Source organism: Dehalobacter sp. TBBPA1 (genome assembly GCF_040931655.1).
Taxonomy (GTDB): domain Bacteria; phylum Bacillota; class Desulfitobacteriia; order Desulfitobacteriales; family Syntrophobotulaceae; genus Dehalobacter; species Dehalobacter restrictus.
Window position 1 is genome coordinate 2795823 of sequence record NZ_CP162385.1, and the last position, 14189, is coordinate 2810011.

Consider the following 14189-nt stretch of genomic DNA (forward strand, 5'->3'; position numbering starts at 1 on the left):
CGCATCCTAGTGGTCTGAAGTCCCCAATTCGTAATCTTTCAGGGAGATGGTTTCAAAGAAGAATTTTTGGATTTTTTCGAGATTGCATTCCGTAGAAAACCTGATTCTTAACCCTTCTTCCTTGATGATTCCTGCACTCTGATGATTGCTGCCGATATCTTTCGGATAAAACTCAATGATGTTTGCGATCTTTTTCAAGCTGAAAATCACGGCTAGAGCTTTATAATCTTGTGTTCCGCTTCCCTCTTCAAAATAGATGACGACATCATGAACGCAGCTCATTTAGAACTTCTCCCGCCTTTCCTTGTAACTCGCTTCTGTCAATAGCATACCATGGCATTTTGTTCTGATGGACAATTTGCCGCAAAATGTAAAAAAACAACCTGAATGGTTGTTTTTTTACGATGGATGGCGGATCCCAGCCTCGTCCAAAAAACGATCAGGATCGTCTATGTTAATACCCAGGAAACCAAGCACCTGTGGATCGACTTGTGCAGACTCCGCCTTGTGGATGCTTTTCCAGGAATAAATATCGGCAATATGCACTAAGGCAACCATTTCCTTGTCGATAACCTTTTCATCAAGCGGACAGTGGTGAAATAGAGCGGACTCCACAATCGAATACGGAAGCTCCCACCAATCCAACAAATGGCCGCCAATCTCCCCATGGGATACATCCGTAAATTCGATTTGCTCATAATAGTGGAATAAATCCCGGTTACCCATGTTCTTCTCAACTGCCCGCATATATTCGTCCCAAAAATTATTCAGCAGAACCACTTTGCCGACATCATGCAGTAATCCGGCCATTGAACTCGATTCTGGCATTTTCTTGTGATGGATCTTCTGGTAAAAAACATTCAGAATGGTATTGGTCGTTACGGCATGAAGCCAAAGCATCGCGATATCTCTTTGGTAACGCGCATTCTTTTCTCCTTTGGTTTCCTGATGCAGACAGGCGCTTAAAACAATATTTTTGACATCCGTTAGCCCCAAATAATTAATAGCCTGGATGACCGAACCTGTTTTTACCCCTAAGTGGGCAGAGTTTGCTACCTGTAATACTTTCGCGGTTATGGAAGGATCACTTTCGATTGTTTTTGCAATTTCCTTCATGCCCGCATCCTGTTCGATCAGAGAATTAAATTTATTGAAGACATTCTGTGGGGATGGCAGAAATTCGATTTTGTTGATCATTTCAAGAAGATTTCGGTTTTTCAAAATCTTTTCCACTTCCAAAACCTGTTCAATGGTCCTGAGCAGGTCCTTGTTTTGCCACGGCTTAAACAGATAATGTTTTGCCAAACAATTCTGCTGTATTTTCAAAAGCATGCTTTTATCGACATGCCCGCTTAAAACGAGTCTGATCGTCGACGGATATTTTTCTTTGACCCGTGTCAAAAGCTCAAAGCCGTCCATCCCCTGCATATTGACATCCGTTACAATCAGATCAATTTTTTTTCTTTGAAGAATTTCCAGAGCCGCTTCACCGCTTTCTGCAGTAAGGATTTCATAGCTGCTGCCCAAAAAGGCCCTGTTCAGCGCCCGTAATATTGCTTTTTCATCATCAACAAATAAAATGGCTTCATTCATTTTCTTCACCTGTTCCAGCTTCCAGCTGCTGCTTGATGGGTAGCTGGATCATAAACCTCGTACTTACACCCGGCGTACTTTGAACTGAAATCTGTCCTCCGTGCGTATTAACAACAATATCGTAGGCAATACTGAGCCCAAGCCCCGTACCCTGCCCCACAGGTTTTGTCGTAAAAAACGGATTGAATATTTCTTTCAGGTTTTCCTTATGGATCCCTGTCCCATTGTCTTCGATCTGACACTGTACAAAATCACCGGCGACTTCTGTACTAACCATGATAGAGCCAAGCGTCTCCGGTTTTTTTGTTTTGATGGCGTAAACTGCATTTAGGACAATGTTCAAGAGCACTTGATTGACCTGATTACCCTTCGCCTGGATCAAAGGAAGCTCCCCAAACAGTTCGATCACCCTGGCATGGTGTTTAATCTCATTTCTAGCCACCAAAAGTGTATTCCTCAAACCGTTATTCAGATCATAATCTTCAAACTCATTGCCTTGATCCGCTCTGGAAAACGTTTTAAGTCCGGCTACAATTTCACTGATCCGTTTAAGACCATCCTCAATATCATAAAATAAATCTTCCAGGTCTGTTGAGATATGTTTCAGGTTGCTGGTTTCTTCAAGCTTTCTCAAATTCTCTATCTGCGGGGCAAGCCTATCCCTCTCACTTGGCGGCAGCTTCTCCAAGAAGCTGTGATAGGCACTGATCATATTGGTATACTGATCAAAATAAAGACGGGATGTCTCAAAATTACTGGAAATATAACCAAGCGGATTATTGATTTCATGGGCAACCCCGGCAGCAAGCTGTCCAATCGCAGCAAGCTTCTCTTGTTGGACCAGCTGTTCCTGTGTCCGGTTCAGGCGGCTGATTGTGTTTTTCAATTCTTCATCTGAGGCAATATTTTGCTGATACAATCCGGTAATTTTCTCATTCTGGCAGACTGCTTCCTGAAGCTGTATTCCCAGTTTGCGGTAACGGCCGATATTGACACTATATACAGCCGCCATAACGATCGTTAAGACTACAAATAAAAACAGCTGGATCACATAAGACAACATCGTCATCTGATAATATCCAGCAAGATAAGAATGAAAAATGATATAGACCATGGATAGTAATACTGTAACGGTAGTCGTAGCCATCATGATGCGGGTAACCCTCATCATAGCCAGCATGAGCAGAATATAAGCAAATGTTAATAAAGCCTGTCCAATAATATCATATAGTCTGACAGTTAAGAACAGAAGTGTCACAGAGGACAGCCCCGAGATCATCCAGGTTACCCGCTCCATATCCAAGTCCATTTTCGGGACAACGTGAAATCCCAGCGCTAAAACCAGCAAGACCAGACTATCTATGGAACATGCCTGCCAGTCGCTGGCAAGATAGAAATAACGGAAAACAAAATTAACAAGTGCTGCCAATAAGAGCAGCACAGAAGTATACATACTGACTATGATATTTTCATAATAGCTCATCAGATTTGCATCTTGCGTTTCGCGAAGCGAGGACAGAACATCAGGTATCGTTCTCATTTTAGAGTATTGGTTCATAGTCGTTCCCGTTTCTGGCTATTTTATAACCCAAATAAATTTTTCAGTTTTTTAGTGGAGTTTCTGCTGACAGGAATAGTTTCTTTCGTGTCCTTCAACTTCAAATTATACGCACTGTTGAACCAGGGACTGATTTTTTCAATTTTATCGATATTGACAATATAGCTTCGATGGCACCGAAAAAAGCTGCCGGATCCAAGCTTCTTCTCCCACGAATTTAAAGAGTCAGGACTTTGATATTTTCCTTTTTCGGTGATAATAACGACATCACCTTCAACTGCCGTTAAATAAATAACCTCCGACAGGTCAATCAGAATAATGGTTTCATCTTCCCATACAGGGATTTTTTTGATCTCCTGTTCCATTTTGCGTTCCGGATAGAAGTGTTCAGGTTTATCGGCAAGGGCTTTTTCGACCACTGAAATAACTTCTTCGTTTTCCCAAGGCTTGGTGAGGTAATAATAAATACTGCCTTCATTAATCGCTGAAATTGCAACATTAATGTCTGACGAACCAGTGATCAAAATTCTGACGGCATCCGGGTACTCTTCTCTTGAACGTCTTAACAGATCAATACCCAGCATTCCCGGCATATTTTGGTCACAAATGATCACGTCTATCGCGCTTTTTTGCAGAAAATCCAGCGCTTCTTCCGAGTTCGTTGCGGCAAACAGCTCGTATCCCCGGGAATGTAGGATACGCTTTAAAGCGTTGAGCACCATCGGTTCATCATCAACCAAAAGTATTCTTGCCATATCTTCCTTTCTATTTTATCTGTCCGGACCAGAAAATAAATAATTTTCCTTTTTATTCTCGGGTATATTCGACATTTTCTTTTTTATTCCTTTTTTGAGTTCTTTTTTTAGCTTTATTTATTTCCCTTTTCATCTTAAACGACCAATGGCAAATATTCATTCTAGTACTGCGTATTTTAAATAAATGGGCAACATATACAGTATGCTTTATATTAATTTTTATAAAGCTGGATTGTGTTTCTGCCCTGATATTTGGCCTGGTAAAGGGCAGCATCAGCCTGGGTAATCAGTTGATCTTTATTTTCCGCCAGATCAGGAAAAATTGAGAAACCGACCGAAAGCGTTAAAGTTCTTGTAACGTGACAATCCGGGAAAGAAAATCGCAGACTGTAAAATGCTTCTTTAAGTCTTTCCATGACAAAATGGACTTCTTCGACGCTGGAATCAGGCAAAATTACTGCAAATTCGTCCCCGCCGTAGCGGCAGGCAATATCTGACTTTCTCGTTGTGTTTTGGATCAGCCCGGCTGTTTTTCTTAGTATTTCATCACCGAAATAATGGCCATAGGAATCATTGTACATCTTAAAGTTATCAATATCGATCATACACAAGACAAGCGTACGATTGGCTCTGGTCGCCCTCGCAATCTCTTCGTCAAGCCTTTGCTGAAAATACCTGTGATTGTAGATCTCTGTCAGACCGTCTGTTACAGAAAGGTTCTCAAGTACTTTCTGGGTCTTTTTATTGCGTTCAACTTCAATGGCAATAATCGCAGATCCCAAAAAGTTAGCCAGGATGAACACGGCAATAGCAAAATAATATGGGTCACCTTGTATTATTCCGAATCTGAATGGAGCAGTGATCCCTATGATGCTGTATATCAGCGTAACCATAAGGCCGGTATACCCAAAGATCAGCGGCATCAGCAACGTGACGACAGCCATTATACTCCCTATAATAATTCCCGGAGCTGTATTTAAATTACCAAAAAACAGCACCAAAACCAGGATCCCAATAAATAACAAGCAGATGATAAATTTGTTTTTCTGACTCAGTCTATGTTTGTCTAAAAAATCATGATCATCTTTTCGATTAACTAAATTCATTATATGACCCCCTATATAAACCTTACTTTTCAGCAAAAGCCGTTGTATGATTCTTTCAATTACATTGCGATAACATAAGATTATCTCATTAAGTCTTTTGTTGGGAGAATCTTCTACAGAATGTAAAAAAAACAACCTCAATGGTTGTTTTTTCTCAATGAATGGATTTGGTTTTCCATGCGTGCATCGGATTTCATCTCAGCCAGTGTTTACGCCAAAACAGGATAAGTACTGCTGTCACAATTAACACGGATACACCGAAAAAGAGCGGCATCCCCAAAGGCGAGTGGATCAGCGGCATTGCTTCAAAATTCATTCCAAAGAAGGAGGTAACCAGATTAATCGGCAGCAGGATCGTGGCCAGAAGCGTCAGAACTTTCATGATATCATTGGCCCGGTTGTCAATGGCCTGCTGGTAGGCTTCCATTAGGATTTCAATCAGCTCATGAGTCTGCCGTGCATTCTCAAGTTTCTGCTGGGTATCGGCAACCAGGTCTTTCCATGATGGCTTCCCCTGATCATGATTATCCATGGCTGCCAGTCTGCTGAAAATCGTCTGATGCGCATTCAGTGACTTCTTTAATCCGAGTATTTTTTTGTGAAGGTTAATTATTTCACTTCTTTGCCATCTTTCAGGAGTTTCCAGGATATTTTCTTCAATCCGGTCCACATCATCTTCCAGTAATTCCAGCTGGCGCTGATGATGTTCCAGTATTTCCATGCCGAGGAGCTGCGCCAGATCGGAAGGTGTCGTAAGCAGCCCTCTCCGGGCCCAGTCATTGATCTGCGACAGCTCAAGCCGGTCATTGCGCAGTATCGTCATATCATTTGCCGACAGAAAAAAGTAGATCGCAAATTCTTTGGTGTCATCAGCAAAATCGCTGTAACCAATAAAAAACAGAGAAGGGTGCAGACGTTCAAATCTTTGATTAAAGCTATTCCCCTGCGGATTCAGATTTCCCAGAACACGGTCGATCTCTGCAGATCCGGCAAATGCCAAGTGCCCATTCAGGAGCTTCCATTCCTCAGCATTGAAGAGGGTTATGCTAAACTTTCCCTCTGCCGGAATCTGTTGTGATTCTATTTCTTTCAGGCCTTCCGGAGAGACAAGATAGTGTTGCAAGCCCTTTACCTCCCTTCACTTGACAATTCTCTGTAAACTGATCATCGGCTAACCACGGTTATATCATTCTTACAATTTATGTAATGAAATGCTATAATTAATTCCAGATTTTCGGTTCTCCAAATTTCTTGTTGAATGACTCCTGTAACACATTACCTAACGTTAGGAGCGTTTGATATGAAGAAAACACCCTATCATTTTCACAAAATGGTTTGGATATTTTTTATTGCTTCTATCCTTGGTTTTGTTTTTGAATCCATCTACTGTTTTATTCTGCATGGATATATCGAAAGCAGGTCAGGTCTGATTTATGGTCCTTTCAGTCAGATCTACGGTTTTGCAGCCGTTATTGTTATTTTGCTGCTGCAGAGAACGAATTTCAAAAATAAATGGTCCTTATTTTTTATAAGCGCTTTTATAGGATGCTTGTATGAACTTATCTGCAGTCTGATACAGGAATATGCTTTTGGTTTTATATCCTGGGACTACAGTTATTCTATGCTCGATATCTTTGGCAGGACATCGCTGGTATACTCATTTTTCTGGGGGATCTTGGGCGTTGTCTTCATTAAGTATATTTACCCATTTATCAGTAAAAGAATCGAAAACTTTCCCATGAAGAGGAGTACCCTTGTGACATGGATTGTAATTCTATTCATGGCCTTCGATTTATCCATTTCAGCCGCTGCCGTATTCAGAGCAAACCAAAGATACGACGGCATCCCGCCGACAAATTCCATTCAGACTTTTTTAGACCATTCTTACCCTGATTCGTTCCTTCACCAGGTATATCCGAACATGGTTCATGTATAGTAATTGTTCATTCCTGTCTTTCCTGTATTCTAGCACAATCAAACCATCAGGTCATTAATCAGGGCGAAGACTTCCGCTTTGACACGTGCCAAGGCAGCATCCGCTTCAGCTCTGGTAGAACCTTTGATACAGAAATAAAAACGTATTTTTGGCTCCGTACCGGAAGGTCTTGCCATGACATATCCTCCCCCTTCAAAGGAAAAGCGAAGCGCATTCTCCCGAGGAAGATTGGTTTCTTCCGTCTTTTTCTCCAGCGCATCCCATCGGACATTTTGCTGATAGTCATCAATAAACCGTACGCTGAGCCCCGCAACAGAAAGCGGCTTTGCCATCCGCAGTCTGTCCATTACAGCGGCAATCCGTTCCCGGCCTTCTTTGCCGCTCAGCGCAAAAGCGACCTGTTCATCGAGGAAAGTGCCGTAACGCGCAAAAAGTTCCGCCAGTATATCCGGTAAGGTTTTGTTCTCTATCTGCTTGTAATACAATGCCGCCTCAGCCAGCAGCGCAGAAGCCTGGACTGCATCCTTATCTCTGGCATACGTACCGGCCAGGTAACCATGGCTTTCTTCAAAGCCAAACAAAAATGTCCCCCAGCCCTGTACGTCCATCTCTTTGATCTTTTCTCCGATATATTTAAAGCCGACCAGCACATTCACTGTTTTGACGCCAAAATCAGCCGCAACTGCTTCGGCCAGGTCCGTAGAGGCTATCGTCTTGACGATCACGCCATTGTCCGGCAGTCTGTGGTTTCGTCTTCTTTGATCCAGGATATAATACGCCAGGATTACGCCAATCTGATTACCGGTAAAACGGCAATACTGACCATTTCTGTCCAGGGCATATGCTCCGAGGCGGTCTGCATCCGGATCTGTGGCCAGTACCAGGTCCGCCTGTGTCTTCTTTGCCAGTGTCAAAGCAAGCTCAAACGACTCCGGATCTTCCGGATTCGGGGATTTCACCGTCGGGAATTCCGGATCAGGTTGTTCCTGTTCTGCAACCATCCGGAAAGCCGTAAAGCCCATTTTGTTAAGGATGCTTTGAACAGGGCTGCCGCCGGTTCCATGAAGCGGCGTGCAGACAATGTTCAGCTTTGTACCGTAAGTTTGTGTTAGTTCTGTATTCAGTAGACTATGAAGTATCTCAGCCTGATAGGCAGCATCCACCTGATCTCCTACCATCTGAACCATCCCTTTCTCCAGGGCTTTGATTCGGTCTGCCGGCACAATTCTCCAGTCTTCTCTTTCAGCCATCTTGGTAATGATCTGCTTAGCAGGAGCAGGCGGCAGCTGCCCGCCATCCTCCCAGTAGACCTTATAGCCGTTGTATTCCTTTGGATTATGGCTGGCCGTGATATTTACGCCGGCAATTGTCTGAAGATACCTGACAGCAAATGAAAGCTCAGGCGTCGGCCGCAGACCTTCAAACAGATAGACTTTAATCTGATTCACTGCCAGTACCAACGCTGCTTCCAGTGCAAAATCTTCGGAAAAATAGCGGCTGTCATACGCAATGACAACCCCTCGCTGACACGCCTCTGGTCCATGCTCCAAGATCGTGTCGGCCAATCCCTGTGTAACTTTGCGAATAACATAACGATTCAGGCGATTGGTTCCTGCGCCGAGAACCCCTCTGATGCCGCCGGTTCCAAACTCCAGAGTCGTATAGAATCGGTCCTCCAGCTCCTTCAGGTCGGTTATTTCCGCCAGTTCCCTTCTGCTGAGTTCGTCAAAGTAATCATTCTCCATCCAAAATTTCAAGGTGCTGTCATACTTTTGCTCTGAATACATGTTACTTTTCTCCTCACTGTTGATCAGACGCAACCTGGTATAAAGCCTCAAATTCACTGCCGCTCTTTTGACTTATAATCCTGTTTCCCCGATTCGCTTCAAGATGCTTAAGAATTTTATAGAGCATTTCGCGGTCTACTACAGACCCGTCTGCTTCAATTTCCAATGCAATTTCTTCAACCGTTAACCCTCCGGTTTTACATGCCTTTAGAACACGCAGGGCCAGGTTCTTTAATTGAATCATCTCCTGCGCACCTTTTTTAGCCATTTCTACAGCCGGTTGGTGATAAGCATTAACATGCACAAGCTGGGCATACATACTCACCGTACGTTCGTATAGGGCAATTAATACTCCGATCGTTACGGGGCTGAGGTCTCTCACTGTCAGCGTAATTGATTTTCGGCCCTTGTTTGACAGGGCATTCCTCGTCCCGAGCAGAAAAGCCTGCAAATAATCACCGCTGGTGCTCTCCTCGGCAATCTGGATTGAGTCTCCATCCCTGTCCTTCAGTACTTCTATGAAGGTCACAAAAAAGTTACTGGGCCCATCCAGCAGCTGCTGGATATAGGAATGCTGATCACTTGTTCCTTTATTTCCAAGTACTGTAATTCCCTGATGGACAATATTTCCGTCCAAGTCCTTTTCTTTTCCCAGAGACTCCATGATCAATTGCTGAAGATATTTCGGGAAAAGCTCCAAACGGTCTTTATAAGGAAGGATAACCATCTGCTGCCCGCCTTTGCCGCCTGTCAGAACGTACCACGCCAAGGCAGTCAGGGCTGCAGGGTTGCTTTTCGTATCCGTGTTCCTGGTTAGGGAGTTGCATTTCTTGGCCCCGTCCAAAAGGCCACAAATATCAATTCCCTGTAAAGCCAGCGGCAGCAGCCCCACAGCGGACAAGACAGAAGTCCGCCCGCCAACCCATTCCCAAACCGGGAAAGCGTCCAGCCAATCCTCTTTAATCCGTATCTGATCCAGTCTGCTTCCTGGCTGGGTGATACTGACCGCATGACGGCTGAAGTCCAACCCCCGGCTTACGTAAAAATGACGAACTTCTTCCATTCCGTTGCGGGTTTCAACCGTGCCGCCGCTTTTGGAGATTACGATCGTTAATGTTGCATCCGCCTTAGCATCCAGCTCAGCAAAAATACGATCCATACCGTCAGGATCTGTGTTATCGATAAAGTACAGCGAACAGGGATCACCTTTGTTTCCGAGCGTCTCGGAAACAAAACGCGGTCCTAAGGAAGATCCGCCAATGCCAACAATAATGACGTTCCGGAAAGGGCGTCCTTTTTGACCACATATAGTACCCGCATGAACATCCTGCGCAAAGTATAGAATACGGCGCAGGGTATCTTTGATTGCCGCGCCTATTTCCGGCTGCGGAGCTAATTCCGGATCACTCAGCCAATAATGCCCAACCATCCGCTGCTCGTCCGGGTTGGCAACCGCTCCCTGTTCCAAGGCCTGAATCTGGCAATACATGTCCTGCAGGCGTATTTCCATGTCATCCAGATACGTATCCGGAAATCCTGAACGGCTAACATCCACCTGGATTCCCAGTTCATTATCGAAATAAAAGTATTCCCGGAATTTCTGCCATTGTGACGTCACAATACAATCACCTCACCCGCTGGTAATGATACTCTACCCTGGACATTCCGATTCTATACCTCGCACGATGTGAGGCATAATATTTTAATTATAGCTGAAATGAATGAAAAAGTATTGCGCAATTTGTCGTGTCAAAAGCTCATTTATTTCATTCCGCTGCAATATCTTTGATATCCCTTTTTCCGCAGTAGACACGCAGGACATTCCCCACACCCATCACCTTTGATACCGTTATAACAGGTCAATGTCTCTTCTTGAATCATTGCAAGCACACCGAGATCGTCAGCCAGTTTCCAGGTTTCCGCCTTGTCGATCCACATCAGAGGGGTATGAATCACAAATTCGTAATCCATGGCGAGATTAAGGGTTACATTCAGGGACTTAACAAAAATATCCCGACAGTCCGGATAACCGCTGTAATCACTCTGAGAAACGCCGGTGATCAAATGTCTTACTCCCCTCTGTTTGGCAAAAACAGCTGCAAACGACAGAAAAAGCATATTCCTGCCGTCCACAAATGTGTTCGGTAACCGGTCGGGCGGCGAATTTTTCTCAACTTCAATCTCCGGCCTGGTCAACGAATTCGGTGCAAGCTGATTTAATAAACTGAGATCCAGCAGATGATGCTCAATCTGGTGCTTAGCACATATTTCTCTGGCACAATCCAATTCCAGCCGGTGTTTTTGCCCATAATCAAAGGACAGGGCAATGACTTCTGCAAATAACTGTCTGGCCCAAAAAAGACAGGTCGTACTGTCCTGGCCGCCGCTAAAAATGACCAAAGCTTTTTCATTTTTTTGCATGAGCTTATACTCCTCTCTTTTCCGGATTCCAGATCACTTTATGTAGCTGAAGCTGCAAGCGCACTCCATTCATTTGATGCATAATCATAAATTTAACGATTTCAGACGGCGCAATTTGTGCAAAAACAGGACTGATAAATACCGCAGTTTTTTTGATCAGGCCGTAGGTACTTATGATTTCGCACGCCCTTGCCAGATCGTTTTGATCGCCAACCACGAATTTCACGGCATCCCGGCATGTCAGAACCTCAAAATTCGCTAAAACCATCTTGTCCTCCATACCGCTCGAAGCAAGCTTGTAGTCCATCGTAAATCCCGGACGGCGATTAGCCTCTGTGCAAAAGGGCTTAAGACTGACACTGCCATTCGTTTCAATCTCGACGGAAAGTGCCGGATCCTGGCACATTAAGTCGGTCAGCGCTGCAATACCAGGTTGTATCAACGGCTCCCCGCCTGTCAGCGTGACGTTCTTTATACCTGTGGCCAGGACCTGTTTATAGAGCTCCGCTCCCGTCATTTCCCGGTAAGAAACATCCGCTTCATTAGCCCAGCGGGTGTCACAGTAAGTACATTGCAGATTGCACCCGACAAATCTAACAAAAACAGCCACTTCTCCTGCCCGCGGTCCCTCTCCGTTAATGCTTGAAAAAATTTCTGCAACCCTGTATTTCATCTTAAATCACCATCTGCCTTCATAGACCGCGCAATTCGCGGGCGTTTCGAATACACTGACCCTGGTCATTTGATATCCTTTATCGGCCAAAGCCTCGTAAAAGCACCTGGCAAAATTTTCGGCTGTTGTCCTGAAAGGCACCTCAATGACCCGGAATCCATCCTGAATAAGATGTTCCAGCGTACTTTTTCGCAGCGTTCCGTTTTCCACAAGCAAAGCATGATCGTAGTCATCCGCCAGCTGCTTGAGATCCGCTTTCAGCTGGCTGAAATCAACAATCATCCCTCTGGCTTCTCCCTCATCTGCGAGTGTTTCAGATTCGATTTCCACAACCACTCGCCAGCTGTGGCCATGAATGTTCCGACACTTGCCTGGATGGCCTGCCAGAAAGTGCGCGCTGTCAAAACTGTTTTCCACCTTCAACATGTACATATCATGCAACCTCCCCAAGAAACAAAAAAAGAGCTACTGCTCTTCAAACAAAAAACTACCCAAGACGGTAGTGGTCCTAGTTTTGTTTAGAGACAGGATGGATTCCGAACTGTCTTTATTTTATTCATAAATCAAGCATATCATGCCAACGTTGATCTGTAAATGCGTTTTGTTGGTATTTGGGGAAGACGGCTTTTGAAGATTGCTTCTTTTGAATTTACACTTTTTATTATACAATGATAGGATAGAATTAGGGAAATAGGTTCGGATAAAGAATAGGAGAATAAAGGATGGATAAATTAGTATTTGTCACCGGGCATAAGAATCCGGATACAGATTCCATATGTTCTGCAATCGCCTACGCGGAACTCAAAAAAAAGCTCGGTGTGAATGCTGTGCCCAAAAGGCTCGGTGATATTAACCGTGAAACTGAATTTGTTTTGAAGCATTTCGGCGTCGAAATTCCGGAACATCTTTTTACAGTCAAAACCCAGGTGACAGATTTAAACGTTGATCAGGCTTTTCCCGTATCATCGGATATTTCGATTAAAACAGCCTGGCACCTTATGAAGAAAAACAATATCAAAACGATTCCCGTTATTGATGATCATGAGCGACTTTTAGGAATTGTAACCCTATCCGATATTACCAATAATTATATGGATGCCTTGGACAACAACACCATCGCTTCAACGAGAACGACCCTGCGCAATATAGCCGAAACGCTGAATGCGACATTGATCTGCGGTTCCCAGGAAGATTTCGAGACGACCGGCAAGGTTGTGGTTGCTGCTGTTGAACCCGATGACTTGCATTCGTTTGTTGAGCCGGGTGATATTGTGATCACGGGAAACCGGCTGGATATCCAGTTGAAAGCTCTGGAATACGGTACCACCTGCCTGATCCTCACCTGCGGCGGGGATCCGTCACAAGAGCTGATTGAAGAAGCCCGCAGCAGGAATATTGTTTTGTTGACGACTCCGATTGACACCTATACGACCGTAAGGCTGGTGAATCAGAGCATACCGGTAGGTGCCGTCATGACCAGCCAGAACCTTATATCGTTTAACATTGATGACTTTATTGATGATATTCAGGATAAAATGTTAAAAACCAGATACCGGAGCTATCCAATTGTTGATGACAACAACCGGATCCAAGGATTCATCTCCAGATATCATTTGATTTCACAGAGAAAGAAAAACGTTATTCTGGTGGATCACAACGAAAAATCCCAGACTGTCAATGGCATTGAAGAGGCAGAAATCCTTGAGATTATCGATCACCATCGACTCGGTGATATTCAGACGGCCAGTCCGATTTTCCTTCGAAACGAACCTGTAGGCAGTACCTCGACCATTGTTGCCAATATGTTTTTTGAGATGGGAATTCGTCCTTCGAAGAGCATCGCCGGAATTCTTTGCTCCGCCATCCTGTCCGATACGCTGAAATTCAAATCTCCGACCAGTACCTACGTCGACAAGATGACGGCCGAAAAGCTGGCCGAAATAGCCGGGATTGACGATATGGACAAGTACGCCAATCAAATGTTCAAAGAAGGCTCTTCTCTGCAGGGAAAAACACTAAAGGAGATATTTTATCAGGATTTTAAAGATTATACCTTTGGCAAATACAGGGTTGGAATCGGGCAGGTCTTCACCATGGACAGGGAAAAGATCTCGGAGATGGAAGATTCGCTGATTGCGTTCATGAAACAGCTTTGTGCCGAAAAAGGCTATCATTTGCTGATGCTTTTTGTGACCGATATTCTTGACCAGACCTCAGAAGTCTTATTTTCCGGAGAAGAAAAAGAATTAATCTCGCTTGCTTTTAACGTTGATCTGGGTGAAAACAGCGTTTGCCTGCCCGGCATAGTTTCCAGAAAGAAACAGGTTGTTCCTTTAATTTCAGCGGCTGTTGACAAATGA

General features: G+C 44.2%; 13 protein-coding genes. 2 read left to right on the forward strand and 11 right to left on the reverse strand.

Translation table 11 applies throughout. The annotated features are described in order from the left end of the window. Positions 1-6: 6 nt before the first annotated feature. From AB3489_RS13695 to AB3489_RS13720, 6 genes are all read right to left on the reverse strand, one after another. The gene (locus AB3489_RS13695; protein ID WP_368293317.1) at positions 7-282 is read right to left on the reverse strand and encodes a histidine kinase; all 276 of its coding nucleotides are present in this window, start codon (positions 280-282) and stop codon (positions 7-9) included. A 117-nt stretch (positions 283-399) separates the two neighbouring features. After that, positions 400-1593 (reverse strand): HDOD domain-containing protein, encoded by a 1194-nt coding sequence (locus AB3489_RS13700; protein ID WP_368293318.1) that lies wholly within the window; start codon positions 1591-1593, stop codon positions 400-402. After that, positions 1586-3133 carry a sensor histidine kinase gene (locus tag AB3489_RS13705; RefSeq protein WP_368293319.1) on the reverse strand — a complete coding sequence of 516 codons (1548 nt, stop codon included), beginning with the start codon at positions 3131-3133 and terminating at the stop codon, positions 1586-1588. Before AB3489_RS13705 ends, AB3489_RS13700 begins: the two co-directional genes overlap by 8 nt. Before the next feature lie 41 nt (positions 3134-3174). Next, positions 3175-3906, reverse strand: a complete 732-nt coding sequence (locus tag AB3489_RS13710; RefSeq protein WP_368293320.1) for a LytTR family transcriptional regulator DNA-binding domain-containing protein — start codon at positions 3904-3906, stop codon at positions 3175-3177. Between the two features lie 212 nt (positions 3907-4118). Beyond that, entirely contained in the window at positions 4119-5012 is an 894-nt protein-coding gene (locus AB3489_RS13715) for a GGDEF domain-containing protein (RefSeq protein ID WP_368293321.1), read from the reverse strand. A gap of 193 nt (positions 5013-5205) precedes the next feature. Further along, positions 5206-6135 (reverse strand): magnesium transporter CorA family protein, encoded by a 930-nt coding sequence (locus tag AB3489_RS13720; protein ID WP_019224628.1) that lies wholly within the window; start codon positions 6133-6135, stop codon positions 5206-5208. 207 nt (positions 6136-6342) lie between these two features. Here AB3489_RS13720 and AB3489_RS13725 point away from each other — a divergent pair, with 207 nt between their 5' ends. Further along, the gene (locus tag AB3489_RS13725; protein WP_368293323.1) at positions 6343-6948 is read left to right on the forward strand and encodes a putative ABC transporter permease; all 606 of its coding nucleotides are present in this window, start codon (positions 6343-6345) and stop codon (positions 6946-6948) included. A gap of 38 nt (positions 6949-6986) precedes the next feature. On the opposite strand, the gene AB3489_RS13730 is transcribed toward AB3489_RS13725, so the two are convergent. From AB3489_RS13730 to queD, 5 genes are all read right to left on the reverse strand, one after another. After that, positions 6987-8735 carry a phospho-sugar mutase gene (locus AB3489_RS13730; RefSeq protein ID WP_368293324.1) on the reverse strand — a complete coding sequence of 583 codons (1749 nt, stop codon included), beginning with the start codon at positions 8733-8735 and terminating at the stop codon, positions 6987-6989. 13 nt (positions 8736-8748) lie between these two features. Then, the gene (locus AB3489_RS13735; RefSeq protein ID WP_368293325.1) at positions 8749-10353 is read right to left on the reverse strand and encodes a glucose-6-phosphate isomerase; all 1605 of its coding nucleotides are present in this window, start codon (positions 10351-10353) and stop codon (positions 8749-8751) included. 143 nt (positions 10354-10496) lie between these two features. Further along, positions 10497-11156: a 7-cyano-7-deazaguanine synthase QueC gene (gene queC, locus AB3489_RS13740; RefSeq protein ID WP_019224625.1), complete on the reverse strand. Its 660-nt coding sequence runs from the start codon at positions 11154-11156 to the stop codon at positions 10497-10499. A 4-nt stretch (positions 11157-11160) separates the two neighbouring features. Then, positions 11161-11829 (reverse strand): putative 7-carboxy-7-deazaguanine synthase QueE, encoded by a 669-nt coding sequence (gene queE / locus AB3489_RS13745; protein WP_368293326.1) that lies wholly within the window; start codon positions 11827-11829, stop codon positions 11161-11163. A 6-nt stretch (positions 11830-11835) separates the two neighbouring features. Then, a complete protein-coding gene (gene queD, locus AB3489_RS13750; RefSeq protein WP_368293327.1) occupies positions 11836-12261 on the reverse strand; it encodes a 6-carboxytetrahydropterin synthase QueD in 426 nt (141 codons plus the stop codon). A 290-nt stretch (positions 12262-12551) separates the two neighbouring features. On the opposite strand from queD, the gene AB3489_RS13755 reads away from it, so the two are divergent. After that, positions 12552-14189, forward strand: a complete 1638-nt coding sequence (locus AB3489_RS13755) for a putative manganese-dependent inorganic diphosphatase (protein WP_368293328.1) — start codon at positions 12552-12554, stop codon at positions 14187-14189.